Annotated in this window: 24 protein-coding genes; 11 read left to right on the top strand and 13 right to left on the bottom strand. The window is 74.5% G+C overall.

Features of this window, described 5'->3' with window-relative positions; genetic code table 11:
• Positions 1-80 precede the first annotated feature (80 nt).
• The 4 genes from ACI79O_RS12095 to ACI79O_RS12080 all read left to right on the top strand — a co-directional run bounded on the left by ACI79O_RS12095 (position 81) and on the right by ACI79O_RS12080 (position 3,757).
• The gene (locus tag ACI79O_RS12095) at positions 81-1,274 is read left to right on the top strand and encodes an NAD(P)/FAD-dependent oxidoreductase (RefSeq protein ID WP_456914245.1); all 1,194 of its coding nucleotides are present in this window, start codon (positions 81-83) and stop codon (positions 1,272-1,274) included.
• Between the two features lie 105 nt (positions 1,275-1,379).
• Positions 1,380-2,642: an epoxide hydrolase family protein gene (locus ACI79O_RS12090; RefSeq protein ID WP_456914244.1), complete on the top strand. Its 1,263-nt coding sequence runs from the start codon at positions 1,380-1,382 to the stop codon at positions 2,640-2,642.
• Positions 2,643-2,807: 165 nt separating this feature from the next.
• The gene (locus tag ACI79O_RS12085) at positions 2,808-3,221 is read left to right on the top strand and encodes a RidA family protein (RefSeq protein WP_456888867.1); all 414 of its coding nucleotides are present in this window, start codon (positions 2,808-2,810) and stop codon (positions 3,219-3,221) included.
• A 2-nt stretch (positions 3,222-3,223) separates the two neighbouring features.
• Positions 3,224-3,757 (top strand): GNAT family N-acetyltransferase, encoded by a 534-nt coding sequence (locus ACI79O_RS12080; RefSeq protein WP_456914243.1) that lies wholly within the window; start codon positions 3,224-3,226, stop codon positions 3,755-3,757.
• Positions 3,758-3,792: 35 nt separating this feature from the next.
• Here the strand turns inward: ACI79O_RS12080 and ACI79O_RS12075 are convergent, their stop codons facing one another.
• The 3 genes from ACI79O_RS12075 to ACI79O_RS12065 are packed head-to-tail and all read right to left on the bottom strand — an operon-like array spanning position 3,793 to position 6,995.
• Positions 3,793-4,692, bottom strand: coding sequence for a carbohydrate ABC transporter permease (locus ACI79O_RS12075; protein ID WP_456888860.1), 900 nt, complete (start codon positions 4,690-4,692; stop codon positions 3,793-3,795).
• Between the two features lie 13 nt (positions 4,693-4,705).
• The gene (locus tag ACI79O_RS12070; protein ID WP_456914242.1) at positions 4,706-5,656 is read right to left on the bottom strand and encodes a carbohydrate ABC transporter permease; all 951 of its coding nucleotides are present in this window, start codon (positions 5,654-5,656) and stop codon (positions 4,706-4,708) included.
• 13 nt (positions 5,657-5,669) lie between these two features.
• Positions 5,670-6,995: an extracellular solute-binding protein gene (locus ACI79O_RS12065; RefSeq protein ID WP_456888857.1), complete on the bottom strand. Its 1,326-nt coding sequence runs from the start codon at positions 6,993-6,995 to the stop codon at positions 5,670-5,672.
• A 388-nt stretch (positions 6,996-7,383) separates the two neighbouring features.
• On the opposite strand from ACI79O_RS12065, the gene ACI79O_RS12060 reads away from it, so the two are divergent.
• Both ACI79O_RS12060 and ACI79O_RS12055 read left to right on the top strand, forming a co-directional pair.
• The gene (locus ACI79O_RS12060) at positions 7,384-9,243 is read left to right on the top strand and encodes a glycoside hydrolase family 2 protein (protein ID WP_456888855.1); all 1,860 of its coding nucleotides are present in this window, start codon (positions 7,384-7,386) and stop codon (positions 9,241-9,243) included.
• Positions 9,244-9,279: 36 nt separating this feature from the next.
• Entirely contained in the window at positions 9,280-10,026 is a 747-nt protein-coding gene (locus ACI79O_RS12055) for an arginase family protein (protein ID WP_456888853.1), read from the top strand.
• A gap of 40 nt (positions 10,027-10,066) precedes the next feature.
• On the opposite strand, the gene ACI79O_RS12050 is transcribed toward ACI79O_RS12055, so the two are convergent.
• From ACI79O_RS12050 to ACI79O_RS12030, 5 genes are all read right to left on the bottom strand, one after another.
• The gene (locus ACI79O_RS12050; protein WP_456888852.1) at positions 10,067-10,585 is read right to left on the bottom strand and encodes a hypothetical protein; all 519 of its coding nucleotides are present in this window, start codon (positions 10,583-10,585) and stop codon (positions 10,067-10,069) included.
• Positions 10,586-10,681: 96 nt separating this feature from the next.
• Positions 10,682-11,884, bottom strand: coding sequence for an MFS transporter (locus ACI79O_RS12045; RefSeq protein WP_456914241.1), 1,203 nt, complete (start codon positions 11,882-11,884; stop codon positions 10,682-10,684).
• A 29-nt stretch (positions 11,885-11,913) separates the two neighbouring features.
• On the bottom strand, positions 11,914-12,477 hold the full coding sequence (locus ACI79O_RS12040; protein WP_456914240.1) for a TetR/AcrR family transcriptional regulator: 564 nt from the start codon (positions 12,475-12,477) through the stop codon (positions 11,914-11,916).
• The gene (locus ACI79O_RS12035; RefSeq protein ID WP_456888844.1) at positions 12,474-12,713 is read right to left on the bottom strand and encodes a DapH/DapD/GlmU-related protein; all 240 of its coding nucleotides are present in this window, start codon (positions 12,711-12,713) and stop codon (positions 12,474-12,476) included. The genes ACI79O_RS12040 and ACI79O_RS12035 overlap by 4 nt, the downstream gene beginning before the upstream one ends.
• A gap of 194 nt (positions 12,714-12,907) precedes the next feature.
• The gene (locus ACI79O_RS12030) at positions 12,908-13,780 is read right to left on the bottom strand and encodes a hypothetical protein (protein WP_456914239.1); all 873 of its coding nucleotides are present in this window, start codon (positions 13,778-13,780) and stop codon (positions 12,908-12,910) included.
• 77 nt (positions 13,781-13,857) lie between these two features.
• Between ACI79O_RS12030 and ACI79O_RS12025 the strand changes: the two genes are divergently transcribed.
• The 4 genes from ACI79O_RS12025 to amaB all read left to right on the top strand — a co-directional run bounded on the left by ACI79O_RS12025 (position 13,858) and on the right by amaB (position 17,809).
• Positions 13,858-14,265, top strand: a complete 408-nt coding sequence (locus tag ACI79O_RS12025; RefSeq protein ID WP_456914238.1) for a winged helix-turn-helix transcriptional regulator — start codon at positions 13,858-13,860, stop codon at positions 14,263-14,265.
• Positions 14,266-14,317: 52 nt separating this feature from the next.
• A complete protein-coding gene (locus tag ACI79O_RS12020; RefSeq protein WP_456888837.1) occupies positions 14,318-14,956 on the top strand; it encodes an isochorismatase family cysteine hydrolase in 639 nt (212 codons plus the stop codon).
• Positions 14,957-15,033: 77 nt separating this feature from the next.
• Positions 15,034-16,200: an NAD(P)/FAD-dependent oxidoreductase gene (locus tag ACI79O_RS12015; protein ID WP_456888835.1), complete on the top strand. Its 1,167-nt coding sequence runs from the start codon at positions 15,034-15,036 to the stop codon at positions 16,198-16,200.
• A 79-nt stretch (positions 16,201-16,279) separates the two neighbouring features.
• Positions 16,280-17,809: an L-piperidine-6-carboxylate dehydrogenase gene (amaB, locus tag ACI79O_RS12010; RefSeq protein WP_456914237.1), complete on the top strand. Its 1,530-nt coding sequence runs from the start codon at positions 16,280-16,282 to the stop codon at positions 17,807-17,809.
• 51 nt (positions 17,810-17,860) lie between these two features.
• On the opposite strand, the gene ACI79O_RS12005 is transcribed toward amaB, so the two are convergent.
• Genes ACI79O_RS12005 through ACI79O_RS11995 form a run of 3 tightly spaced genes read right to left on the bottom strand, consistent with a single transcriptional unit; the run spans position 17,861 to position 22,710 of the window.
• Positions 17,861-19,012: an acyl-CoA dehydrogenase family protein gene (locus ACI79O_RS12005; protein ID WP_456914236.1), complete on the bottom strand. Its 1,152-nt coding sequence runs from the start codon at positions 19,010-19,012 to the stop codon at positions 17,861-17,863.
• 1 nt (position 19,013) lies between these two features.
• A complete protein-coding gene (locus ACI79O_RS12000) occupies positions 19,014-21,014 on the bottom strand; it encodes an ATP-binding protein (RefSeq protein ID WP_456914235.1) in 2,001 nt (666 codons plus the stop codon).
• Between the two features lie 43 nt (positions 21,015-21,057).
• The gene (locus tag ACI79O_RS11995) at positions 21,058-22,710 is read right to left on the bottom strand and encodes a carboxyl transferase domain-containing protein (protein ID WP_456914233.1); all 1,653 of its coding nucleotides are present in this window, start codon (positions 22,708-22,710) and stop codon (positions 21,058-21,060) included.
• A 46-nt stretch (positions 22,711-22,756) separates the two neighbouring features.
• Here ACI79O_RS11995 and ACI79O_RS11990 point away from each other — a divergent pair, with 46 nt between their 5' ends.
• Complete coding sequence (locus ACI79O_RS11990) at positions 22,757-23,368, top strand: SACE_7040 family transcriptional regulator (protein ID WP_456888825.1); 612 nt, start codon at positions 22,757-22,759, stop codon at positions 23,366-23,368.
• 72 nt (positions 23,369-23,440) lie between these two features.
• Here the strand turns inward: ACI79O_RS11990 and ACI79O_RS11985 are convergent, their stop codons facing one another.
• Both ACI79O_RS11985 and ACI79O_RS11980 read right to left on the bottom strand, forming a co-directional pair.
• Positions 23,441-24,022 carry a dihydrofolate reductase family protein gene (locus tag ACI79O_RS11985; RefSeq protein ID WP_456914232.1) on the bottom strand — a complete coding sequence of 194 codons (582 nt, stop codon included), beginning with the start codon at positions 24,020-24,022 and terminating at the stop codon, positions 23,441-23,443.
• A gap of 153 nt (positions 24,023-24,175) precedes the next feature.
• A complete protein-coding gene (locus ACI79O_RS11980) occupies positions 24,176-25,855 on the bottom strand; it encodes an AMP-binding protein (RefSeq protein ID WP_456914230.1) in 1,680 nt (559 codons plus the stop codon).
• Positions 25,856-25,926 lie beyond the last annotated feature (71 nt).

Here is a 25,926-nt window from a genome sequence, read left to right as displayed (position 1 = left end):
CGGGACGACGGCGGTGTGCAGGGTGGCGGTGCCGGACGGGACCGCCGTCGGGCGGCAGAGCGCACGAGAGGTGGACCCGCATGAGCAGCAGCTCGGTCCCGCTGTGGCAGGACGAGCCCGCCCGCCCGCGGCCCGCGCTGGAGGGCCAGACGCACGCGGACGTGTGCGTGGTCGGCGCCGGCGTGGGCGGGCTGGCCACCGCCCGGCGGCTGCTCGACGCCGGGCTGTCGGTCGTCGTGCTGGAGCGCTCCGCGGTGGCCTCCGGCGCGAGCGGCCGCAACGGCGGCTTCTTCATCGCCGGCGCCGCGCCGATGTACCACGACACCCGCGCCCTGTGGGGCCGCGAGCGGGCGGTCGCCGTCCACCGGGCGACGCTGGACGCCCAGCGGGAGATGCTCGAGGTGGCCGAGGCCGTCGGCGCCCGCCGGCACTTCCGGCTCGACGGGATGCTGCGGCTCGCCGTCGACGGCACCGAGGCCGACGACGTCCGGCGGCACGCCGCGGCGCTCGCCGAGGACGGCTTCCCGGGACAGCTGGTGGCCGGCGACGACCTGCCCGGCCCGCTCGCCCGGCCGGAGCGGGCCGGGCTGTACCTGCCGCACGACGGGTCGGTGCACCCGGTCCGGTGGCTGCGGGCGCTGGCCGACGCCCTCGAGGCCCGCGGGGCGCGGGTGTTCGAGCGGTCACCGGTGGTCGGGCCGCCCGCCGTCGACGGCGACGGCGTCCGCGTGCGGACCGCGTCCGGTGCCGTGCGGTGCGACCGCGCCGTCGTGGCCGTGGACGGCGACCTGGCGGCGCTGGTGCCGTCGGCGGCGGCGGTCCGGCCGCGGCGGCTCAACATGCTCGCCACGGCACCGCTCGGGCGGACGGTGCTCCCGTCCCCGGTCTACTCCCGCCACGGCCACGAGTACGTGCACCAGACGGCGGACGGGCGGATCGCGCTCGGGGGCTTCTCCGACCTCGACGGGGCGGCGAGCTGGACCGACCGCGCCGAGGTCTCCGGGCCGGTGCAGGCCCGGCTCGACCGGTGGCTGGTCGAGGAGCTCGGGGTGCGCGCGGAGGTGACGCACCGGTGGGCCGGCGTCGTGGGCTTCGCCGACGACCCGATGCCCCGGTGCGGGCCGGTACCGGGCACCGACGGCCGGGTGCTGGCGCTGGGCGGCTACAACGGCACGGGCCACGTGCAGGCCTGGGTCGCCTCCGGCGTGGTGGCCGACCTGGTCGTCACCGGCCGGAGCGCCTCGGCCGGCCTGTACGGCGCCGTCGACGCCTGACGCCCCGGGCAGGAGGACCCGGGGGTCTCCCTGGCGCGAGCGCCGGCCGGGGCGGCGCAGGGTCGACGGCGAGCCCCGCTCCGCCCGGACCACCAGGAGGCACCCATGTCCCGGTCGACCGTCCCCGCGACGCCGGCAGCCGCCCAGGAGGAGGGTGCGATCCGCCCGTTCCGGATCGAGGTCCCCGACGCCGCGCTCGCCGAGCTGCGCCGACGGGTCGAGCAGACCGTCTGGCCGGACCGGGAGACGGTCCCGGACACCTCCCAGGGAGTGCCGCTGGCGACGATGCAGGAGTTGGCGCGGCACTGGGCGACCGACTACGACTGGCGCCGCTGCGAGGCGCTCCTCAACGCGCTGCCGCAGTTCGTCACCGGGATCGACGGGCTCGACATCCACTTCCTGCACGTGCGCTCGCGGCACGAGGACGCCCTGCCGCTGGTGGTCAACCACGGCTGGCCCGGGTCGGTCGTCGAGCAGCTGAAGATCATCGAGCCGCTGGTCGACCCGACGGCGCACGGCGGGGACGCCGCGGACGCCTTCCACGTGGTCGTTCCGTCGATGCCCGGGTACGGGTTCTCCGGCAAGCCGACCGGCCCGGGCTGGGGGCCCGAGCGGATGGCCCGGGCCTGGGCCGAGCTGATGGGCCGGCTGGGCTACGACCGGTACGTCGCGCAGGGCGGGGACTGGGGCGCCTTCGTCGTCGACCAGATGGGGCTGCAGGCACCCGAGGGACTGCTCGGCATCCACACCAACATGCCGGCCACCGTGCCGGCCGACGTCAACGCGGCCGCGCTGGCCGGCGCGCCGCCGCCGGACGGGCTGTCAGACGAGGAGCGGCGCGCCTACGAGCAGCTCGTCCGGACGTTCGGGCAGGTCGAGTACGCCCGTTACATGGCCGCGCGCCCGCAGACGCTCTACGGCATCGCCGACTCGCCCGTCGGCCTGGCCGCCTGGCTCCTCGACCACAACGACGCCGACGGGCAGCCGGCCGCGGCCGTGCTCGCGGCGCTGGAGCGGACGACGAGCGACACCGGCGAACTGACCCGCGACGAGGTCCTCGACAACGTGACGCTGTACTGGCTGACCAACACCGGGGTCTCGGCCTCCCGGCTGTACTGGGAGTACCGCGGCGGGTTCTTCGACGCGAAGGGCGTCACCGTCCCCGTCGCCGTCAGCGTGTTCCCGGGCGAGCAGTACCAGGCCCCGCGCAGCTGGACCGAGCGCGCCTACCCCGGCCTGGTCCACTACCGCCAGGTCGAGAAGGGCGGGCACTTCGCGGCCTGGGAGCAGCCGTACCTGTTCGTCGACGAGCTCCGGGACGGCTTCCGGTCGCTGCGCACGCCCCGGATCCCCGAGCAGCGGAGCTGACGTGCCCGGAGTCCCTGGCGGCGGGAGAGCTGGTCGTCGTCGACGGGGCGACCCAGGTCGTGGACGCCGACGGGGCCGGTCCACCCGGTTCACCGTGCTCGACCGTGGAGCCCGGTTCGAGGGCCGCTACCGGAGCTGACCGGCCGACACCACGAGGAGGCAGACATGGGCAGGTTCGAGACCTTCGGCTTCGGCGTCCCCTGGGAGGACCTGGCCAACTACTCGCAGGCCGTGCGGGCCGGCGACCGGCTGTACGTCTCGGGGCAGCTGTCACACGACGCGGACGGGACGTTCCTCCACGAGGGCGACGTCGAGGGCCAGACCGAGGTGACCCTGGCCAACCTCGACGCCGTCCTGAGCCGGTTCGGCGCCCAGCGCACCGACATCGTGGAGATGAACGTCTTCCTGGTGGGCCTGCGGGCGAACTTCGCGCCGGCGATGGCCGTGTGCAAGCGGTACTTCGGCGACCACCGCCCCGCCAGCAACGCCTTCGGCGTGGTGGAGCTGGCCCTCCCCGAGCAGCTGATCGAGATCGCCGCGACGGCGGTGCTGGCCCCCGCCGCGGCGTCACCGGCCTGACGGTGACCGACAGCGGCACCGGGGCGACCGAGGTGCGACCCCTGACGCTCGAGGACGCGGAGGCGCTGCTGGAGTCGGCCGACGCGTTCCGCGCGCGCTCGGGGCTCGACCTCGCGGAGGGCTGGCTCGTCTTCCCCGAGGCGCTCCCGGCGACGGTCGAGGCGCTCCGCTCGGGCGTGCCGCCCGAGTGGTCCAGCCACCTGCTCGTCGACCCGATGCACCGCGTCGTCGTCGGGCTCGGCGGGTTCACCGGACCGCCCTCCGACGGCGTGGTCGAGGTGGGCTACAGCGTGGCTCCCGGCCACCGCGGTCGCGGCCACGCCACCGCGGCGGTGCGGCTCTGGCTGGCCTCCGCCGCGGCCCACGGGGCCTCGCGGGCCCGGGCGCACACGCTGGCCGAGCAGAGCGCCTCGACGGCCGTCCTGGCCCGGCTCGGGTTCGCGCGGGTCGCCCGGCTCGAGGACCCGGAGGTCGGTCCCGTGTGGCGGTGGGAACGACCCCTGACCGGTGGCGGCCCGACCGGGGACCGCGCGTAGACCGGGTGGTCCCCGGAGGAGACGCTGCTCCCGCGCTACTTGATGCCGGTGTTCGCGACGCCCTGGGCGATCTGGCGCTGGAGGACCAGGAAGACGGCGAGCAGGGGCAGGATGCCGAGGACGGCGGAGGCCATGGTCTCGGCGTACTGGATCGCGGAGCCGCCGACCAGGCTGCTGAGCCCGACCGGGATCGTCTGCGACTTGGTCTGCGTGAGGACCAGCAGCGGCCAGAGGAAGGCGTTCCAGGACGTGATGAACGTCAGGATCGCCACCGCGGAGATCGCCGGCCGGGACAGCGGCATGGCGATCCGGGAGTAGATCCGCCACCAGCTGGCACCGTCGAGCCGGGCGGCCTCGATGAGGGCCACCGGGATGGCCTTGATGAACGAGTGGAAGACGAAGAGGGCCACGGGGAGGGCGACCGAGGGCAGGATGACCGCCCAGTAGGTCCCGAGCAGGCCGAGGGCCCGGAACTCGAGGAACTGCGGCAGGACGAGCGCCTCCACGGGCACCATCAGGCCGGCCAGGATGAGCCCGAACACCACGTACTTCCAGCGGAAGTTCAGGTTGACCAGGGCGAAGGCGGCCATCGAGCAGACCACCACGGTGAAGACGACCGTGAGGGTGGAGATGATGAAGCTGTTGACGTACCACCAGCCGATGGGGCTCGTCTCCCACGCGTAGCTGTACGCGTCGAGGTTCCAGCTGCTCCCCCACGGGTTCGTGGGGTTCGCGGCGATCTCCTCGTTGGGCCGCAGCGACGTGATCAGCGCCCACAGGAACGGGACCAGCCAGATCAGGGCGAAGAGCGTCACGCACGTGGCGGTGAGCCGGTTGAACAGCTTCGTGCCCTGGTCCTGCTCGCCCCGCCGGCGCGAGCGCCTCGTGCCGGGACTCTCGGTGTCGGCCGCGGGCGCGGCCATCGCCGTCGACATGGTCGGGCTCCCCTCAGGCGTTCGCGGAGGTGTTGCGCCGCCGGACCAGGAACCAGCCGACGCTGACGACGACCAGGACCACGAAGTAGACCATCGTCGCGGCGGCCGCGTAGCCGCCCCGGTAGGCGGAGAAGCCGGTGTCGAAGATGTACTGGATGACCGGGCGCGTCGTGTAGTTCGGGCCGCCGTTCAGCAGGATGTAGATCTGGTCGAACACCTTCAGCGACGACAGGACCTGCAGGATCAGCACGAGGCCGATGGTCGGGCGCAGCAGGGGGACGGTGATCATCCGGATCTGCTGCCACGGCCCGGCGCCGTCGAGCGTCGCCGCCTCGTAGACCTCCTCCGAGATCTCCTGGATGGCCGCGGTGTAGAGGATGAAGTTGAAGCCGAACGTCCACCACACGGTGAGCAGGACGACGGCGAACCAGGCACCCGAGGTGCTGCCGAAGAAGTCGGGGGCGGTGAGCCCGAACCAGCCGAAGGCGTTGGTGATGAGCCCGGTCTCGGGCGTGTACATGAACGCGAAGATGAGGCAGACCGCGGCCGAGGGCACGACGTACGGGGCGAAGAAGGCCAGTCGGTAGAACGCCTGGCCGCGGGCCAGGCGCGAGACGAGGACGGCGAACAGCAGCGGCAGCAGCACCAGGATCGGTGTGGTCAGCAGCGTGAACAGCGCCGAGTGCCACATCGAGGCCCAGAAGTCGGCGTTGGTCAGGACGTCGGCGTAGTTCGAGAAGCCGACCCAGCTGCCGATGCCGGCTTTCACCGTCGTGGTGTTGAACAGGCTGATCACCAGGCCGATGACCACCGGGCCGATGAGGAAGGCGAGGTAGAGGGCCAGGAACGGGGTGGCGAACAGCCAGCCCGCCCGGTTCTCCGGACGCGGGGGCTTCCCCGCGGTCGCGGCGCGGTGGCTGACCTCGACCCCTGACCTGGGCGCGGGGAGAGCGGTGGCGGTCATGTCGGTCTCCGAACTACACGGGTGGCCGGGCGGTGGAGAACGTCTGCAGGCTGCTGGTCATGGCGTCGACACCGGCCGCGGGGTCGGTGGCACCGGTCAGCACGCTGGCGACGACGGAGCCCATGGCGGTCTGGAAGTCCGAGCCCGCTCCGGTGTACCAACCCTCCGGGTCGTAGACCGCGTTGAAGGCCGCCTCCGTGTAGTTGCTCTGCGGCTGGAGTTCGAGGAACTCCTCGCTCTCCTGCACCGGCAGCCAGGCGGGGACGTGCCCGCCGTCGGCCCAGGTCGAGCTCTGCTCCAGCAGGCCCTGGACGAAGCGCACGGCGTTCTCGGTCCGTTCGGCGGCGCGTCCGGGACTCGCCGGGATGACCAGTGCGTGCGAGTCGGCGTAGGCGACCGGCTCGGGACCGAGGAGGGCGGGGAAGGGCACGACGTTGAAGTCGAGGCTCTCGACCTCCCGGTACGTCGGGATCTGCCAGACGCCGTCGAACAGGAAACCGACCTCGCCGTTGCTGAAGAGGGTCGACGCCGTCGTCGACGTGGCGGTTCTCGGCATCAGCTGCTGCCCGGTGAGGCCCTGCAGGAAGGCGAACGACTCCTCCATCGCGGCGCGGTCGATCGTGACCCTGGTGCCGAGGTCCTCGACGATCGGTCCGGCCAGACCGGAGTAGGTCATGAGGAACAGGCGCCAGCAGGTCGAGGGGTCCACCGTGATCGACGCGACCGCCGCGTACTCGTTGCCGGTCGAGTCCTTCATCGCCTGCAGGGCGGCGACGAAGTCGTCGCTGTTCCTCATGGGCCTGAGGTTCTCGCCGGACTCGTCGAGCAGGCCGGCCTGCTCGGCCAGTTCGGTGTTGTAGTAGAGGACGAACGGGTGGGTGTCGAGCGGCACCGCGTAGGTGGTGCCGTCCACCGTGGCCTTCTCCCAGGCGGCCGGCGTGAACCTGTCCTCGGTGATCCCCGCGGCGGCGAACTGGTCCGCGACGGGCTCGAGCAGTTCGGCCTGCGCCAGGAGGGGCAGCCGGGACAGGTGTGCGACGGTCACGTCGGGCGGGCGGCCGCTCGACGTCGACAGCGCGAGCTTGGTGTAGAAGGGGTTGCCCCAGGAGAGCAGCGCGGACTCGACCGACGTGCCGGACGACTCGCGGTAGGTGTCCAGCATGGTCGCCATGTTCTCGCCGTCACCGCCGCCGAACAGGTGCCAGAAGATGACGTCGGCCGTCCTCGGCTGCGCCCCGGTGAGGCTGGAGGCGATCGGTGACGCGCACCCCGACATCGCGACGGCCAGCGAGACGCTGCCCCCCGCGGCGAGGAACTGGCGACGCGAGAAACCAGTCATCGAGGTACGTCCAGTCGTAGCCGGGAATGCCGGACCCGAGGACTGTTTCACGCCTTTCTGATCAACGGCAAGTCGAGGATTTCTCGTCGATCGGCAGGCGTGACCGAAGCGTATTTCCGGAATTGCAGGCACACGACGACTCGGTGTTCTGCACAGCTGCTGGAGAGTTCGTTCCGGGAGCCGCCACGGGGTCCACCCGTGCGGGCATCCGACCGGCCGTACGCGGTGCACGACGACCCCGGGACGGACCCGCCGGTGCCCGGCGCGGTCTCGCACCTGACAGCATCGACGGCAGCGGCGTGTCCATCGCCCACCGACCCGGTCATCCGCGGCGAGCCCGCCCCCGGACCCCGGGACCCGCTCGTCGACCCGAACCCGAGGAGTGACCATGCCCGCACGCGCCACCCAGCAGGACGGCACCCATCCCCGCCCGCAGCTGCTGCGTGAGGAGTGGACGGACCTCTGCGGGACGTGGCAGCTGGCCTTCGACGACGACCGCGCCGGGGTCGCCGGGGGCTGGGCGGAGCTGACCGACCTCGGCGACCGCGCCGTCTTCGACCGCGACGTCACGGTGCCCTACCCGCCGGAGTCCGAGGCGTCGGGGGTCGCCGACCCCCGCCCGCACCCGGTGGTCTGGTACCGGCGGAGCCTGCGGCTGGCCGACGTCGCGGGAGCCGACGCGGTGCGCGAGCGGGGACACCGCGTCGTGCTCCGGTTCGCCGCGGTCGACTACACCGCGCGCGTGTGGCTGGACGGCCGGCTGCTCGGTGAGCACGAGGGCGGCCAGACGCCGTTCTCCTTCGACGTCACCGCACTGCTCGCGGCCGGTGACGCCGACGCCGAGCACGTGCTGGTCGTGCGGGCGGAGGACGACCCGCGCGACGTGACGCAGCCCCGGGGCAAGCAGGACTGGCTCGACGAGCCGCACAGCATCTGGTACTCCCGGACCAGCGGCATCTGGCAGCCGGTGTGGTGCGAGGTCGTCCCGGCGGTCTCCGTCGAGCACCTGGCCTGGACCCCGGACGTCGCCGGCGCCGCGGTGCACCTGGGCATCACGCTGCGCGAGACACCGGCCGAACCGGTCACGGTGGCGGTGCGGCTGGAGCTGGACGGGCAGCTGCTGGCCGAGCACCGCGTGCGCGTGGCGGAGCAGCGCACCCGCACCACCGTGGCCGTGCCCGCGCTGCAGAACGGGCAGGCCCGGCAGGACATGACCTGGTCGCCGGAGACGCCCCGGCTGGTCGACGCCGTCGTGCGGGTGCTCGCCGGTGACGGGGACGGCGAGGTGCTCGACGAGGTCGCCAGCTACCTGGGGCTGCGCACCGCCGCCGTGGGAGGGCGGGCCTTCCTGCTCAACGGCCTGCCGTACTACGTGCGCTCGGTGCTGGGGCAGGGGTACTGGCCGGAGTCCCACCTGACCGCACCCGACGCGGGGGCGCTGTGCCGCGAGGTCGAGCTGGTCAAGGAGCTCGGATTCAACGCCGTGCGGGTGCACCAGAAGGTCGAGGACCCCCGCTTCCTGTACTGGTGCGACCGGCTCGGCGTCCTCGTGTGGGGCGAGACGGCCAACGCCTTCGCCTTCTCCCCGGAGGCGGTGCGGCGGCTCACCACGGAGTGGCTGGACGTGGTGCACCGGGACGTCAGCCATCCCTGCATCGTCACGTGGGTGCCGATGAACGAGAGCTGGGGCGTGCACGACGTCGCCACCGACCCGGCCCAGCAGGCCTACACCGTCGCGCTCGCCGCCCTGACCCGGGCGGTGGACCCGAGCCGGCCGGTGGTGAGCAACGACGGCTGGGAGCACACCGACAGCGACCTGTGGACGGTGCACGACTACGCCGACACCGGGGCGGTCCTCGCCGAGCGGTACGGATCGGCCGACCTGCTCACGGCGCTCGAGGACTTCTGGCCCGCGGGGCGCCGCGTGCTGCTGCCCGGGGCCGTCGACCGGGAGCAGCCGCTGATGCTCACCGAGTTCGGCGGCGTGCGGTACACCCCCGTGCCGCCCCACGAGGTCCCCGCGGAGCGCACCTGGGGCTACTCCACCGCCGAGGACGCCGAGGACTTCGCCCGGCGGCTGGAGGACCTGCTGTCCGCCGTGCACGCCTCACCCGTGCTGGCCGGGTTCTGCTACACCCAGCTCACCGACACGATGCAGGAGGCCAACGGCCTGCTCGACGAGTACCGGCAGCCCAAGCTGCCGGTGGAGCGACTGCGGCAGATCGTCACCGGCCGGCGCCGGGACTGAGACCGCGCGTCCCGTGCCGGGAGAGAGGATCCCGGCATGACGACGTTCGTGGTGCCCTACCACCTCGACGAGCGGCTGCCCGGACTGACCACCGGCTTCCCCGTCGACCGCGAGCTCAGCGCCGACCTGCCCCCGGGGACGCCGTGGCAGCGCATGGCGGTCCTCTACGAGCAGGTCGCCCGGGAGGTGGCCGGAGCCCGGGCCCCGGCGCTGGTCGTCTCCGGCGACTGCACCACGAGCCTGGGGGTGCTCGCGGGCCTGCAGCGGGCCGGCCGGGACGTCGGGATCGTCTGGTTCGACGCGCACGCCGACTTCCACACCGAGGCCACGACGACCTCGGGCTACCTGGGCGGCATGCCGCTGGCCCTGGCCGCAGGGGTCGGGACCCCCACGCTCCCCGACGCGCTCGGGCTGCGCCCGACACCGCCCTCGCGCGTGGTGCTCGTCGACGCCCGCGACACCGACCCGCCGGAGCACGACCTGCTCGAGGGCGCGGGCGTGCGGCGCCGTCCGGTGCCCGGCCTCACCGCCGCGGACCTCCCCGACGGGGAGCTGTACCTGCACGTCGACCTCGACGTGTGCGACCCCGGGGACCTCCCGGACCTGCTCTTCCCCGCTCCCGGCGGCCCGGCGCTCGACGAGGTCCTCGGGGCCGTCGGCCGGGTCCTGGCGACCGGGCGCGTCGCCGCGGTCGGCCTGGCTGCGACCTGGCGGGACCGGGACCGGCCCGCGGCCGCGCACGAGCGGGTCCTCGCGGCGGTGCGGGCCCTCGTCCACGGCTGAGCACGGACTGCCGGCAGAGGGTCGGGCAGCGCGGAGGGGTTCAGGGAGCCGGTTCGACCGGCCGGGCGGGCGCGGGCACCGCGTAGCCGGCGCGCCGCAGCCGGTCCATCGCCGTCTCCAGCCCGGGCCGCGACGGAGGGCTCGCCGAGCGCAGCTCCTCCCGGTACCCGGCGAGGGCGGCCTCGGCGTCGGCCAGGGCCGCGCGCACCCCGGGGCGGTCCGGACCGGCGTCGACGGTGACCCGCCAGGCCCGCAGTTCGAGCTCCGCCGTGCGGGCGAGGAGGACGTCGTCGACGGTCGGCCCGGGGACCGGCTGCTGCGCCGCCCTCTCCACCTCGGCGTGCAGCGCGTCGATGCCGCGGTCGAGGTCGGTGACGTAGCCGGCCCAGGCCGCCGCGTCCACGCTCTCGCACCGCGCGTGGACGTGCCGCAGCCGCGTCCGCAGGGCCGACAGGCCGTGTCCGGTGGGACCGCCGACGGCGCCGTCGCGAGCGGTGAGCAGCCCGTCGACCTCGGCGAGCCGCCGCTCGCGCAGGCCGGACCCGTGCGCTGCGTCCATGGCGGCACCGTAGGGAGCGACCCGGCGCAGCGGGCGTCGGGCGGGTGAAGAAGCGGTGTCCAGGACGTGCCGCCCGTGCACGGCAGTCGGCCGAGCTCAGGCCGACCGGGTCACCGTCCGGGGCAGCACCCGGCCGAGCACCAGCGTGACGACGCCGGCGACGACGACCGCGGTCAGCGCCACGCGCAGGCTGGTGGCGTCGGCGACCGCGCCGATCAGCGGCGGGGAGGCGAGGAACCCGACCCGCAGCAGCCAGTTGACCGCGGTCAGGCCGACGCCGTGGCGCAGTCCCGGCAGGTCGTCGGCGGCCGCGTAGACCGCGGGGACGAGGGTCGCCACCCCCAGGCCGGCCAGGGCGAACCCGACAAGCGTGGTGCCCAGCGACGGCAGCGCGAGGGCCAGCCCCGTGCCGAGCGCGATGAGCGCACCACCGACCCGGGCCACCCGGCGCTGGCCGAACCGGTCGACGACGCGGTCGCCGGTCAGCCGGCCCACCGTCATCGCCCCCTGCAGGGCGACGAAGCCCAGGCCTGCGGTGGCCGCGCCCACGCCGATCTCGCCGCGCAGGTACAGCGCCGCCCAGGACGCCCCGGCGTCCTCCACGAACGCGCCGGCCGTGGCGAGGACGCCGAGCGCCGCCAGCGCGGGCAGCGCGGCGCGCACGGAGCCCCGGGTGACCTGCTGCGGGCCGGCGCCGGCCGCGGTGTCCTCGTGGTCCGGGCCGGGCAGCATGCGACGGTAGGCGGCCAGGGACACCCCGGCGAACACCACCGCGACGACGCCCAGGTGCACCCCCAGCGGGATCCGCAGCCCGGCCGCGGCCGAGCCGAGCAGCCCGCCGGCGACCGCGCCGATGCTCCAGAGACCGTGGAAGGCGTTGAGGATCGACCGGTCGTAGCCGCGCTGCACCCGCAGCCCGTGGGCGTTCTGCGCGACGTCGACGACGGCGTCGAGCGCACCGGCGACGAACAGCGCCGCCGCGAGCAGCCACCACGACGGCGCGACGGCGGCAGCCCAGACCGCGGCGGCCAGCACGACCAGTCCCCACGAGGCGACCCGCGCCGAGCCGAACCGGCGCATCAGGGCGGCCGAGGCCAGGGCGGAGACCAGGGCGCCGAGGGGCAGGGCGGCGAGCGCGGTGCCGAGGGTGGCGTTGGTCAGGTCGAGCCGGTCCTTCACCTCGGGCAGCCGGGGCACGAGGTTGGCGTAGAGGACGGCGTTGGTGAAGAAGCAGGCCGCGACCGCGGCCCGGGCGGCGCGCAGGCGCGCGGGGACGGTCGCCGGGAGGGTGTCCGACACGGGGTCCTGTCCTGGTCGAAGGGGAGGGGTCAGCGCGCGAAGCGGTGGACGGCCGCGCGGATCTGGTCGTGGTCCATCGGGTCGGTCGAGAGGCCGCTGTGCAGCACCAGCCCCTCGACCAGGGCGTCGAGCTCCCGCGCGGTCACGGGGTCGAAGTGCCGCTCCAGGCTGCGCCGGCTGCGCTGCATCCAGTCCTGCGTCACCGCGCGCAGCGCCGGCCGGCGGGCGGCGGCCACGTACAGCTCGACGGCGAGCACGAAGTCGCGGCCGGAGCCGAGCAGGTCACCGGTGAGGTGGCCGACCAGCGCCTCGATCGCCCCGGCGCGGTCCGCGGCGCCGCGCATCCGCTCGTCGAAGCGCGGCGCGACCTCGTCGACGTGCCGGGTGAACGCGGCGGCGTGCAGCTCGTCGAGCGAGGAGAAGTGGTAGGTCAGCGACCCCAGCGGCACGTCGGCCGCGCGGGCGATGGCCCGGTGCGTGGCGCCGGTGACGCCGACGTCGGCGATGACGTCCAGCGCGGTGGCCACCAGCCGCTCGCGGCGTCCCGGGTCGTGCCGGCGCGGTCGCCGGGCGGGCGCCGGGGCCGTGCTCATCCGCGCTCCAGGGTCCGGACCACCCGGGCGGGGTTGCCGACGGCCACGACGTCGGCCGGCAGGTCGCGGGTGACCACGGAGCCCGCGCCGACGACCGTGTTCTCGCCGATGGTCACCCCGGGCAGCACGATCGCCCCGCCGCCGAGCCAGACGTCGTCGCCGATGGTGATCGGCGCCGCGGCCTCCCACTTCTCCCGCATCGTCCGGGTGTCGTCCGCGGCGGACGTCGAGGTCATGCGGACGAGCGTACACACCGATGCGTACGCCCGTCCGCATCGGCAGTGCCGGGGTTGCTCGAGCCGTGCGGGTCAGGGGACGGAAGCCAGGAGTGCCGGGGTTCCTCGCGCCGTGCGGGTGCCGCAGCACCGGCAGTGCACGAGGAACCCGGGCAGTGCGACGACGGGGCGCCCCGGCACGGCAGCGCGGCCGGTCAGAGCAGTGGGGCGAGCACCTCCCGCGCCCACACCGCTGCCGGCGTGGGGGACAGGCCGAGGCGGGCCCAGTGCGGTGCCGCGTCCGGCGCCATCAGCGGGTTCGGCTCCTCCGGCATCGCCCCGTAGGCACCGGCCACCCCGGCGGCCGCCTCGTCGCCGAGCACCGGGCGGAGCAGGTCGCCGTACTCCTGGGGCGTCACCCGGGTGAAGACGACCTCTCGGCCGAGGCCCCGGCCGATCTCGGTGGCGAGCCCGTCGAAGGTGAGCACCTCCGGCCCGGCCAGCGCGAGCAGCTCGCCCGTGACGTCGCGCACGAGGGCCGCGGCGAGCGCCGAGGCCATGTCGTGCGAGGCGATCCAGGTGAGCCGGTCGCCGGCCGGGCGCGGGTACACCAGCCGGCCTCCGCGCAGCGCGTCCAGGGCCCAGGGCGCCGCGTGGTTCTCGAGGTAGGCGGTGGGCGTGAGCACCGCGACGCCGGCGTCGAGCAGCCCCTCGGCCAGCGGCCGGGCGCCGTAGGGGTCCGGCGTGCCCGGGGGAGGGACCGGGGTGCCGGTGTTGACCGCGACCGGCAACCCGGTCCGGCGCAGGGCCGCCAGCGACGCGGCCACCGCGGGCATGCCCGGCCCGACCCGCAGCGGCAGGTGGGCCGCGACCGCGGCCGCACCGTCGGCGGCGGCGAGCACCGAGGCGGTGTCGGTCAGGTCGGCGACGACCGCGTCCTCGCCGGCGGCGGTCCACCCGGCCGCCCGGCCGGGGTCCGTCGTCGCGCGCCGCGGAACGGCGCCGGCCCGTCGCAGCGCCGCGGGCAGGGCGGCGCTCTGCGAGCCCGCGGTGCCGAAGGCGAGGACCGTGCGTCCGGTGAGGTCCATGCTGTCTCCTCTCTGGTTACGATCGGGAACCAGGTCATCGTCGATGGCCCGGTCGGCGGCCACAAGGAGGCACGTCCGTGACGCCTGGGAACACGGGTGTGACCGCGCCGGCGACGTCGCGGCGGGCGGCCGACCCCTGCCCGGTGCGCGACGTCCTCGACCGGGTCGGCGACAAGTGGTCGGTGCTGCTGGTCGTGCGCCTGCAGCAGGGGCCGGCCCGCTTCTCCGCGCTGCTCCGCGGGGTCGAGGGGGTGTCCCGGCGGATGCTCACCCGCACGCTGCGGCTGCTCGAGCGCGACGGGCTCGTCTCGCGCACGGTCTACCCGACCACGCCGCCGTCGGTGGAGTACGCGCTCACCGACCTCGGCCGCGAGCTCGCCGGGCCGCTGGACGCGCTGACCGGCTGGGCGGTCCGGCACCGCGCCGACGTCGAGCGGGCCCGGCACGAGTACGACCGGCGCCCGGTCCACGGCGGACCGCGGTGAGGACCGCACGCCGCGCCTGGTGACGGCGGCCTGCGGCTGGGAGGCTCCTGCCGTGCAGCGTGCCTTCGGCCTGGACGTGCCCGAGACCGTCGCCGAGATGTGCCGCCCGGCGGCCGCGGCCGTCGTGGTCTACGACGCGCAGGTGGGCATCCTGCGCCATGTCCGCGACCGCGAGGGGCTGGTGCAGCGGATCCGCCGGGTGCTGGACGCCGCCCGGGCCGCCGGCGTCCCCGTCCTCTACGTGCGGCACGTGTCGCTGCCGCCCTCGCACCTGGGCGTGGCCGCCCTGCGCACCGCCATGGCCTGGCAGCGGCTCGACCGGGCCGACGCGGTGCGCTCGGCGTTCCCGCCCGGCGCCGAGCACACCGGCATCACCCCGGAGCTCGCGCCGGCCGACGGCGAGCCGGTGTTCGACAAGCTCGGCATGTCGGCGCTGGTCGGCACGCCGGTGGAGACGGTGCTGCGCGACCGCGGCGTCACCACCCTGGTGCTCGTCGGGGCGGTGCTGGAGATCGGCATCGAGCCCACCGCCCGGCACGCCGCCGACCTCGGCTTCCTGCCCGTCGTCGTGGACGACGCCTGCGGGGTGGTCGACGAGGAGGCGGCGCAGCGGTCGCTGGCGAGCCTGGACTACAGCCTGCTGTCCCACCGCTGCACGACCGGCGAGGTCGTCGCGGCGTTCGGGGGCTGAGCCCGGCGCGGGGGATGGTGCCGGGCGGGGTCCTCGCCCAGGATGGGGGGTCCCGCCCCGTGACCCGGAGGACCTCGATGACCGCACCGTCCCGTCAGCTCCCGCCGTCGGCCCGAGTGGTCGTCGTCGGCGGAGGCGTCATGGGGCTGGCCACGGCCTACGAGCTGGCCCGGGCCGGGGTGCGCGACGTCGTCCTGGTCGACCGGGACGCCTTCGGCGCGGGCTCGACCAGCCGGGCGGCCGGCGGCGTGCGGGCGATGTTCTCCGACCCGGTCAACATCACCCTCGGCGCGCGCAGCCTGGAGACCTTCCGCGACTTCCCGGCGCGCTTCGGGCAGGACATCGACTTCGCCGAGGTCGGCTACCTGTTCCTGCTGTCCACGCCCGAGGCCGTCGCCGCCTTCGAGGCCGCCGTCGCGCTGCAGAACGACCTCGGCGTCCCCAGCCGCATGATCGACGTCGCCGAGGCGCGGGAACTCTCGCCGCTCATCTCCCCGGACGGGCTGCTGGCCGCCGCCTGGTCGCCCACGGACGGGCACTGCACGCCCGAGTCGGTGGTGCTCGGCTACGCGTCGGCCGCCCGCCGCGCCGGCGCGACGCTGCTGCCGAACTGCCCGGCCACCGGCATCGACGTCACCGACGGCCGGGTCACCGCCGTGCACACCGCCGCGGGGACCGTCCGCACCGACACCGTCGTCTGCGCCGCGGGCGCCTGGTCGGCCGAGGTGGGGGCCTGGGCCGGGGTGGACCTGCCGGTCAGCCCGCTGCGCCGGCAGGTGCTGGTCACCGAGCCGGTGCCGGGCCTCGACCCGCACACGCCGTTCACGATCGACTTCGACACCTCCTTCTACTTCCACCGGGAGGGCCGGGGCCTGCTCATGGGCATGTCCGACCCCGACGAGACCCCCGGCTTCCGGCTCACCCGCTCCGACGCCTGGTTGCCCCGGCTGGGCGAGGCGATCGAGCGGCGGGCCCCCGCCCTGGCCGGCGTCGGCGTCGCGAGCGGCTGGGCCGGGCTGTACGAGATGACGCCGGACCACAACGCGCTGATCGGCCGCGCCGACGAGGTCGAGGGGTTCCTCTACGCCACCGGCTTCTCCGGGCACGGCTTCCTCATGGGGCCGGCCGTCGGCGAGGTGGTGCGCGACCTGTACCTGGGCCGGGAGACCCTCGTCGACGTGTCCGGACTGGGTGCGGCACGCTTCCGGGGAGCGGGCGCCCGCCCCGAGCTCAACGTCGTCTAGACGGAGGACCACCCCGCCCCCGCCCCTCGCACGCTCGCGGCGGACCCCTGCGGGGCGGCCGACACAACAGAGGAGAACCGTGACCAGCCTGCCCACCGCCGAGGAGCTCCGTCGACTGGCCGAGGACGCCGCCCGCCGCTGCGGGGTCGACCTCGACGCCGTCGCCGGTGACCACCCGGTGACCTCCCCGGTCAACGGGGAGCGGCTGCTGTCGGTGCGGCGGCAGACCGCGGCCGACGTCGAGACCGCCGTCGCGCGGGCCGGGGAGGCGTTCCGCGAGTGGCGCACCGTCCCCGCGCCGGTGCGCGGCGCGCTCGTGCGCCGCCTCGGGGAGCTGCTGCGCGAGCACAAGGCCGACCTCGCCACCCTGGTGAGCATCGAGGTCGGGAAGATCACCTCCGAGGCGGCCGGCGAGGTCCAGGAGATGATCGACATCTGCGAGTTCGCCGTGGGCCTGTCCCGGCAGCTCTACGGGAAGACGATCAGCTCCGAGCGGCCCGGCCACCGGCTCATGGAGACCTGGCACCCGCTGGGCGTCGTCGGCGTCATCAGCGCGTTCAACTTCCCGGTCGCGGTGTGGTCGTGGAACACCGCGATCGCGCTGGTCTGCGGCGACCCGGTCATCTGGAAGCCCTCGGAGCTCGCGCCGCTGTCGGCGCTGGCCTCGGCCGCGCTGCTCGACCGGGCGATCGCCGAGACCGGTGCGCCGGAGGGCCTGAGCCAGGTGCTGATCGGCGGCGCCGACGTCGGCGAGGCGCTGGTCGACTCGCCCGGCATCGCGCTGCTGAGCGCCACCGGCTCCACCCGCATGGGCCGCGCGGTGGGCCCCCGGGTGGCCGACCGCTTCGGCCGATCCCTGCTCGAGCTCGGCGGCAACAACGCCGCCATCGTCACCCCGTCGGCCGACCTCGACCTCACCACCCGCGGCGTCGTCTTCTCCGCCGCCGGCACCGCCGGCCAGCGCTGCACCACGATGCGCCGGGTCATCGCGCACGTCGACGTCGTCGACGCCCTGGTCGAGCGGGTCGCCGCCGCCTACCGGAACCTGCCGATAGGCTCGCCCCTGGAGGCCGGCACGCTCGTCGGCCCGCTGATCCACGACGCCGCCTACAAGGGCATGCAGGACGCCCTGGAGGCCGCACGCCAGCAGGGTGGCGAGGTCGTCGTCGGCGGTGGCCGGCGGCTGGCCGACGAGGCGCCCGACGCCTGGTACGTCGAGCCGGCGCTGGTCCGCATGCCCGGCCAGACCGACATCGTGCGGCAGGAGACCTTCGCCCCGGTGCTCTACGTGCTGCCCTACCGCACGCTGGAGGAGGCCGTCGCGCTCAACAACGACGTCCCGCAGGGGCTGTCGTCGACGATCTTCACCTCCGACCACGCCGAGGCGGAGCGGTTCCTCGCCGCCGACGGCTCCGACTGCGGCATCGCCAACGTCAACATCGGCACCTCGGGTGCGGAGATCGGCGGGGCCTTCGGCGGGGAGAAGCACACCGGCGGCGGCCGGGAGTCCGGCTCCGACGCGTGGAAGGGCTACATGCGCCGGGCCACCAACACGATCAACTTCTCCGGCGAGCTGCCGCTGGCGCAGGGCGTCGAGTTCCCCATCTGAGACGCCGACGGCCGCCGACCCCGCGGGATCGGCGGCCGTCGCGCGCGGGGCTCAGAGTCCGAGCTGGCGGGCGATGAGCATCAGCTGCACCTCGGTGGTGCCCTCGCCGACCTCGAGGATCTTCGAGTCCCGGTAGTGCCGGGAGACGAGGTACTCGTTCATGAACCCGTAGCCGCCGTGCACCTGGGTGGCGTCGCGGGCGTTGTCCATGGCGGCCTCGCCGGCCACGAGCTTGGCCACCGCCGCCTCCTTCTTGAACGGCAGGCCGGCGAGCATCTTGGCCGCGGCGTCGTAGTAGGCGGCCCGCGCGGCCATCACCCGCGCCTCCATCCGGGCGATCTTGAAGGCGATCGCCTGGTTCGCCGCGATCGGCCGGCCGAACGCCGAGCGCTCCCGCGCGTACCTCATGCTCTCGTCGACGCAGCCCTGGGCGGCCCCGACCGCCAGCGCGGCGATCGCGATCCGGCCCTCGTCGAGGATCGACAGGAAGTTGGCGTAGCCGCGGCCGCGCTGCCCGAGCAGGTTCTCCTCGGGCACCCGGACGTCGTCGAAGGACAGCGGGTGGGTGTCGCTGGCGTGCCAGCCGACCTTGTCGTAGGCCGGCTCGGCGGTGAAGCCCGGCGTGGGCACCGGCACGAGGATCGAGCTGATCTCCTTGCGGCCGTCGGCGAGCTCCCCGGTGACGGCCGTGACGGTGACCAGCCGGGTGATGTCGGTGCCGGAGTTGGTGATGAACGCCTTGCTGCCGTTGATGACCCACTGCCCGTCGGTGAGCACCGCGGTGGTGCGGGTCCCGCCGGCGTCGCTGCCGGCGCCGGCCTCGGTCAGGCCGAACGCGCCGAGGGCCTCGCCGCTGGTCAGCAGCGGCAGCCACTGCTGCTTCTGCTCCTCGGTGCCGAACCGGTACACCGGCATCGCGCCCAGCGAACAGCCGGCCTCCAGGGTGATCGCCACGCTCTGGTCGACCCGGGCGAGCTCCTCGATGGCCAGGCACAGGGCGAAGTAGTCCCCGCCCATGCCGCCGTACTCCTCGGGGAAGGGCAGCCCGAACAGGCCCATCTCGGCCATGCCGCGGACCACCTCGTACGGGAAGGTCTTGTCGCGGTCGTGCTGGTAGGAGACCGGCGCGACGACCTCGCGGGCGAACTCCTCGACGGTCTTGCGCAGCTGCTGCTGCTCGTCGGTCAGGCGGGTGTCGAGCACGTCAGGACTCCTCGGGCACGGTGCTGTCGGTGGTGCGGGGGTGGACGACGGCGAGCTCCTGGTCGAGGGCGACCTGGTCACCGACGCGGACGGAGACGTCGACGGTGCCGTCGGCGGGCGCGGTGAGCGTGTGCTCCATCTTCATGGCCTCGACGACGACGAGCGGGGCGTCCTGCGCGACCTCGGCGCCGGAAGCGACGTGCACGGCGACGACCGTGCCGGGTAGCGGGCTGCGCACCGTGCGGTCGGCGGTGTCGGCGCCGGCGTGCAGCCGCGCGGGCGGCAGCTCGGTCAGCGCGTACGTGCCGCCGTCGACGTGCACCCAGGTGGTGGCGCCCTCGACGGCGGTGCGCGCGGACGTGGTGGCGCCGTCGACGGTGAGCAGCAGTCCGCCCTCGACGGCCTCGCCGGACACCTCGTGCTCGCCGCCGTCGCCGACCCGCAGCCGGGTGCCGCCGGTCAGCGTGACGGTCAGCCGCGACCCGCCGGGCCCGGCGAGGTCCCAGCGCAGCGGCGCGCGGCGCCCGCCGGTCCGCCAGCCGCTGGGCACCGCCCAGGGGTCGACGAGGGGGCCGGCCGGGCGCAGCGTGGCGAGCCGGGACAGCGCGAGCGCGGCGTAGGCCGCCACCGGGACCTCGGCGGTGGTCAGGGCGTCGAGCTCGCGCTCGACCAGGCCGGTGTCCAGCCGGCCGGCGCGGACCTCGGGGTGGGCGAGCAGCGCGCGCAGGAAGCCGGTGTTGGTGCCGACGCCGAGGACGACGGTGCCCGCCAGCGCCCGGTCCAGCCGGGACAGGGCGGCGGCGCGGTCGGGGCCGTGCGCGATCACCTTGGCCAGCATCGGGTCGTAGCTGGTGCCGACGACCTGCCCCTCGAGCAGGCCGCTGTCGACGCGCACGCCCGGCCCGGCCGGCTCGGCGAGGACCACCGCGGTGCCGCCGGTGGGGAGGAAGCCGCGCGCGGGGTCCTCGGCGTAGAGCCGCGCCTCGACGGCGTGCCCGGTCAGCGCGACGTCGTCCTGGCCGAGGGCGAGCCGCTCGCCGGCCGCCACCCGCAGCTGCTGCTCGACCAGGTCGACGCCGGTGACCAGCTCGGTCACCGGGTGCTCGACCTGCAGCCGGGTGTTCATCTCCATGAAGAACGGCTCGTCGGGCGCCTCACCCGCGACGATGAACTCCACGGTGCCGGCGCCGGTGTAGTCGACGGCGCGGGCGACCTCGCAGGCCAGCGCCCCGTACCGCGCCCGCTGCTCCGGCGTGAGCAGCGGGGAGGGCGCCTCCTCGACGATCTTCTGGTGCCGGCGCTGCAGCGAGCACTCCCGCTCGCCCAGGTGCAGCACGGTGCCGTGGGTGTCGGCGAGCACCTGCACCTCGACGTGCCGCGGGTCGGTGACGAACCGCTCGAGGAACAGCGTGTCGTCGCCGAAGCTCGCGGCCGCCTCGCGGCGGGCGGAGACCAGCGCGGCGGGCAGGTCGGCCGCGGCGTGCACCAGCCGCATGCCCTTGCCGCCCCCGCCGGCCGAGGGCTTGACCAGCACCGGGTAGCCGACCTCGGCGGCCGCGGCCACGAGGTCGTCGTCGGTCATGCCGAGGTCGGTGCGCCCGGGGACGACGGGGACGCCGGCCGCGCTGACGGTCTGCTTGGCCCGGATCTTGTCGCCCATGATCTCGACTGCCTTGGCGGGCGGGCCGACGAAGACCAGCCCGGCGTCGGCGCAGGCCTGCGCGAAGGCGGTGTTCTCCGAGAGGAACCCGTAGCCGGGGTGCACGGCCTGGGCGCCGGTGCGCGCCGCGGCGTCGAGCAGCCGCTCGATCGACAGGTAGGACTGCGCGGCCGGGGCGGGGCCCAGCCGCACGGCGACGTCGGCCTCGCGGACGTGCCGGGCCCCGGCGTCGGCGTCGGAGAAGACGGCGACGCTGCGGATGCCCAGCCGGCGGAGGGTCGCGACGACGCGGACGGCGATCTCGCCACGGTTGGCGACGAGGACGGTGTCGAACACGGTCACCTGCTCATCTCAGGAGGTGCCATTACCGCGACAATGGCCACGACTACATCCGGAAGACGCCGTAGGAGACCGGCGCGAGCGGCGCGTTCGCGCACGCCGACAGCGCCAGGCCGAGGACGGTGCGGGTGTCGAGGGGGTCGATGACCCCGTCGTCCCAGAGGCGCGCGGTCGCGTACCAGGCGTTGCCCTGGTGCTCGTACTGCGCGCGGATCGGCTCCTTGAACGCCTCCTCGTCCTCGGCGCTCCACGCGTCGCCGAGCTGGTCGCGGCGCACGGTGGCGAGCACCGACGCGGCCTGCTCGCCGCCCATGACGGAGATGCGGGCGCCGGGCCAGGTGAACAGGAAGCGGGGGGAGTAGGCCCGGCCGCACATCGAGTAGTTGCCGGCGCCGAACGAGCCGCCGATGACGACGGTCAGCTTGGGCACCCGGGCGCAGGCGACCGCGGTGACCATCTTCGCGCCGTGCTTGGCGATGCCGCCGGCCTCGTAGTCGCGGCCGACCATGAAGCCGGTGATGTTCTGCAGGAACAGCAGCGGGATCGAGCGCTGGTCGCACAGCTCGATGAAGTGCGCGCCCTTGAGCGCCGACTCGCCGAACAGCACGCCGTTGTTGGCCACGATGCCGACCGGGTGCCCCTGCACGTGCGCGAAGCCGCAGACCAGCGTGGACCCGTAGAGCGCCTTGAACTCGCTGAACCGGCTGCCGTCGACGATCCGGGCGATGACCTCGCGGACGTCGTAGGGGGTGCGGGGGTCGGCCGGGACGACGCCGGGCAGCTCGGCGGGGTCGAGGGCGGGCTCCTCGGCCGGCCGCACGTCCCACGGGCGCGGGCTGCGCGGGCCGAGGGTGCCGACGATGTCGCGGACGATCCGCAGCGCGTGCGCGTCGTCGTCGGCGAGGTGGTCGGTGACGCCGGAGGTGCGGCTGTGCAGCAGCCCGCCGCCGAGGTCCTCGGCGCTGACGACCTCGCCGGTGGCGGCCTTCACCAGCGGCGGGCCGCCCAGGAAGATCGTGCCCTGGTCGCGGACGATCACCGCCTCGTCGGCCATCGCCGGCACGTAGGCGCCGCCGGCGGTGCACGAGCCCAGGACGGCGGCGATCTGCGGGATGCCCTGCGCGCTCATCGTGGCCTGGTTGAAGAAGATCCGGCCGAAGTGCTCGCGGTCGGGGAACACCTCGTCCTGCATGGGCAGGAAGGCGCCGCCGGAGTCGACGAGGTAGACGCAGGGCAGCCGGTTCTGCAGCGCCACCTCTTGCGCGCGCAGGTGCTTCTTCACCGTCATCGGGTAGTAGGTGCCGCCCTTGACGGTGGCGTCGTTGGCCACGACGACGACCTCGCGGCCGCTGACCCGCCCGACGCCGGTGATGATCCCGGCGCCCGGCGCGTCGCCGTCGTACATGCCGTCGGCGGCCAGCGGCGACAGCTCCAGGAACGGGCTGCCCGGGTCGAGCAGGGTGTCCACCCGGTCGCGGGGGAGCAGCTTGCCGCGGGCCACGTGCCGCTCGCGGGTGCGCTCGGGCCCGCCCAGGGCCGCGGCCGCCAGCTTGTCGTGCAGCTGCGCGCGCAGTTCCCCCTGGGTGGCGGCGTTGCGGGCGAAGGTCTCGCCGCGGACGTCGACCCGGGAGGTCAGCACCGCGCCGGTGTCGACACCTGCCGGGGCGCTCTCCGACGAGTTAACCGCAGTTAACGTCACGGTGGTCACGTTAACCGACGTTCACTCCCGCCGCTACCATCCCCCCATGACGGGCGCGGTCACCGGCGGTGAGGTCGACACCGCGCTGTCCGCCGACGCCGCCCGCCCGTCGCGGCGCGAGCAGATCCTCCGGGCGGCCGCACAGCTGTTCGCCGAGCGCGGCTCCCGGTCGGTGGGGGTCGACGACGTCGGCGCCGCCGTGGGGGTGACCGGCCCGGCCATCTACCGGCACTTCGCGAGCAAGGACGCGATGCTCGCCGAGATGCTCGAGGGCATCAGCCGGCGGCTGCTCGACGGCGCGCGGGAGCGGGCGGCCGCGGCCGGCCCCGACCCGGCCGCCCAGCTGCGCGCGCTGGTGGCCTTCCAGGTGGACTTCGCGCTGGACAACCCGGCGCTGATCACCGTGCAGGACCGCGACCTGGGCTCGCTGCCGGTCGACGACGCCGCGCGGGTGCGCCGGCTGCAGCGCCGCTACGTCGAGGTGTGGGTCGAGGTGCTCGCCCGGCTGCGCCCGGAGGAGGGCACCGCCGCCAGCCGGGCCCGCGCGCACGCCGTCTTCGGGCTGGTCAACTCCACCCCGCACAGCGCCGGGCGGGTGTCCCGGGCCGAGATGGCCGCCCTGCTCGCCGCCATGGCCGAGGCCGCCGCGACCGCCTGAGCGGGTGCGCCGACGCGGCGTTCCGGGCGCTCGGACACGGCGTCGGCGCACACGCTCCCGGGGCGCACGCGCTCAGCCGTGCAGGGTGGGCCGGTAGACCAGTTCCTGGGTGGAGCCGTCGAGCGTCCGGCTCTCCACCAGCTCGAGGTCGAAGTCGGCCGCGCCGGCGAAGACCGGCTCGGTCCCGGTCCGGCCGGTGATCACGGGGAAGATCGTCACCTGCACGCGGTCGACCAGGCCCGCGGCCATCAGCGCCCGGTTCAGCGACAGGCTGCCGTGCGAGCGCAGCGGCACCGCCGACTCCTCCTTGAGCCGGGCGACGACGTCGACGGCGTCGCCGCGCGCGAGGGTCGCGTCCGGCCAGTCGAGGGGGCCCTCCAGCGTCGTCGAGACCACCGTCGTCGGCAGGTGCTTCATCGCGGTGTTCACCGGGTCACCGCCACCCGGGTCCTCCGAGGCCGGGCGCAGGTACTCCACGAACTGCCGGAAGGTGGTCGCGCCCAGGACCATCCGCTGCTCCTGCTCGTACTGGGCCAGGCGCCGGTCGAGGAACTCGGGGCCGTGCTTGCCCCAGTAGCCGCCCCAGTCGCCGCCGCTGAAGGAGGCGAAGCCGTCGAGGGTGCAGAGGACGTCGAAGGTGTACGTGGCGGTCACGGTGGGCGCTCCTCGGGTGCGGTCGACCGGTGTGGGGTGCAGACCGGGGACCGCGCCGGGAGTCATCGCCGCCGGGCCGCCCGAGGGTGTGCGCCGACGCCGCGTCCCGGGCCGTGGGACCCGGCGCCGGCGCACTCCCTCGCGGGTGGCGGGTCAGGCGTTGCGGACCGCGGCGGCCTGCTGCAGGCCGAGCTCCTCGACCGACACCTCGCGCATCTCGACCTTGCGCACCTTGCCGGTGACGGTCATCGGGAAGGACTCGACGACCTTCACGTACCGCGGCACCTTGTAGTGGGCGAGCTTGCCCGCGCAGAACTCGCGCAGCGCCTCGGGGGTGAGCGGCTCGGCGCCCTCGCGCAGCCGCACCCAGGCCATCAGCTCCTCGCCGTAGCGCTCGTCGGGGACGCCGATCACCTGCGCGTCGACGACGTCGGGGTGGGTGTAGAGGAACTCCTCGACCTCGCGCGGGTACACGTTCTCCCCGCCGCGGATGACCATGTCCTTGATCCGGCCGACGATGTTGAGGTAGCCCTCGTCGTCCATCACCGCGAGGTCGCCGGTGTGCATCCAGCGGGCGCGGTCGATGACCTCCGCGGTCTTCTCCGGCTCGTTCCAGTAGCCGAGCATCACCGAGTAGCCGCGGGTGCAGAACTCGCCGGGCGTGCCGCGCGGGACGGTGATGCCGGTGGCCGGGTCGACGATCTTCACCTCGAGGTGCGGGTGCACCCGGCCGACCGTGGAGGTGCGCCGGTCGAGGTCGTCGTCGGCGCCGGTCTGGGTGGACACCGGCGAGGTCTCGGTCATGCCGTAGCAGATGGTCACCTCCGTCATGCCCATCTCGGCGACCACCCGCTTCATCACCTCCACCGGGCACGGTGAGCCGGCCATGATGCCGGTGCGCAGGCTGGACAGGTCGTAGGTGCCGAAGTCGGGCAGCGCGAGCTCGGCGATGAACATCGTCGGGACGCCGTAGAGCGAGGTGCAGCGCTCGTCCTGCACCGCGCGCAGCGTGGCCGCCGGGTCGAACGCCGGGGCGGGGATGACCATCGTCGCGCCGTGGCTGGTGGCCCCCAGGTTGCCCATCCCCATGCCGAAGCAGTGGTAGAAGGGCACCGGGATGCAGATCCGGTCGGCCTCGGTGTAGCCGCAGCCCTCGCCCACGAAGAACCCGTTGTTGAGCAGGTTGTGGTGGCTGAGGGTGGCGCCCTTGGGGAAGCCGGTCGTGCCCGACGTGTACTGGATGTTGATCGGGTCGTCGGGGGAGAGCTCGGCGGCGCGGGACTCGAGCAGCGAACGGTCGGCGGCCCGGCCGGTGCTCATCAGCTGCTCCCACTCCGGGTCGCCCAGGAAGACGACCTCGCGCAGCTCGGGGCACTCGCCGCGGACCTCGGCGACCATCGCCCGGTAGTCGCTGGTCTTGAACGACGGCGCGGCGACCAGCACCGAGATGCCGGCCTGGCGCAGCACGAACGCCAGCTCGTGGGTGCGGTAGGCGGGGTTGATGTTGACCATGACCGCGCCGAGCTTGGCGGTCCCGTACTGCACGAACACCCACTCCGCGCAGTTGGGCGACCAGATGCCGACCCGGTCGCCCGTGGCCACGCCCAGGGCGTCGAGGCCGAGGGCGCAGGCGTCGACGTCGGCGACCAGTTGCGGGTAGGTCCACCGGCGGCCGGTCGCGCACTCCACCAGCGCCTCGTGGTCGCCGACCCGCGCCGCCGTCCGGTCCAGGTTCGCCCCGATGGTGTCCCCGATCAGGGGGAGGGTCGAGGTGCCGCTGGCGTAGGAGGGCAGGGCCGGCGCCGTCGCCGGGCCCGGAGCTGGCTGGGTCACTGCTGGTCCTCTCGTCCGGGAGCGCTCAGGAGAACTGTGCCGCGTGGAGGAGCGCGACGGCACCCCCGATC

Source organism: Geodermatophilus sp. SYSU D00696, from assembly GCF_054050235.1.
This window is presented reverse-complemented; position numbering and strand designations above follow the sequence as displayed.

What these genes read in the sequence shown, in the direction of transcription:
- ACI79O_RS12070 (WP_456914242.1), bottom strand. Translation starts at nt 5,656, where the DNA reads ATGACCGCCACCGCTCTCCCCGCGCCCAGGTCAGGGGTCGAGGTCAGC.
- ACI79O_RS12090 (WP_456914244.1), top strand. Translation starts at nt 1,380, where the DNA reads ATGTCCCGGTCGACCGTCCCCGCGACGCCGGCAGCCGCCCAGGAGGAG.
- ACI79O_RS11990 (WP_456888825.1), top strand. Translation starts at nt 22,757, where the DNA reads ATGACGGGCGCGGTCACCGGCGGTGAGGTCGACACCGCGCTGTCCGCC.
- ACI79O_RS12065 (WP_456888857.1), bottom strand. Translation starts at nt 6,995, where the DNA reads ATGACTGGTTTCTCGCGTCGCCAGTTCCTCGCCGCGGGGGGCAGCGTC.
- ACI79O_RS12055 (WP_456888853.1), top strand. Translation starts at nt 9,280, where the DNA reads ATGACGACGTTCGTGGTGCCCTACCACCTCGACGAGCGGCTGCCCGGA.
- ACI79O_RS12015 (WP_456888835.1), top strand. Translation starts at nt 15,034, where the DNA reads ATGACCGCACCGTCCCGTCAGCTCCCGCCGTCGGCCCGAGTGGTCGTC.
- ACI79O_RS12030 (WP_456914239.1), bottom strand. Translation starts at nt 13,780, where the DNA reads ATGGACCTCACCGGACGCACGGTCCTCGCCTTCGGCACCGCGGGCTCG.
- ACI79O_RS12085 (WP_456888867.1), top strand. Translation starts at nt 2,808, where the DNA reads ATGGGCAGGTTCGAGACCTTCGGCTTCGGCGTCCCCTGGGAGGACCTG.
- ACI79O_RS12035 (WP_456888844.1), bottom strand. Translation starts at nt 12,713, where the DNA reads ATGACCTCGACGTCCGCCGCGGACGACACCCGGACGATGCGGGAGAAG.
- ACI79O_RS12095 (WP_456914245.1), top strand. Translation starts at nt 81, where the DNA reads ATGAGCAGCAGCTCGGTCCCGCTGTGGCAGGACGAGCCCGCCCGCCCG.
- ACI79O_RS12050 (WP_456888852.1), bottom strand. Translation starts at nt 10,585, where the DNA reads ATGGACGCAGCGCACGGGTCCGGCCTGCGCGAGCGGCGGCTCGCCGAG.
- ACI79O_RS12040 (WP_456914240.1), bottom strand. Translation starts at nt 12,477, where the DNA reads ATGAGCACGGCCCCGGCGCCCGCCCGGCGACCGCGCCGGCACGACCCG.
- ACI79O_RS12075 (WP_456888860.1), bottom strand. Translation starts at nt 4,692, where the DNA reads ATGTCGACGGCGATGGCCGCGCCCGCGGCCGACACCGAGAGTCCCGGC.
- ACI79O_RS12060 (WP_456888855.1), top strand. Translation starts at nt 7,384, where the DNA reads ATGCCCGCACGCGCCACCCAGCAGGACGGCACCCATCCCCGCCCGCAG.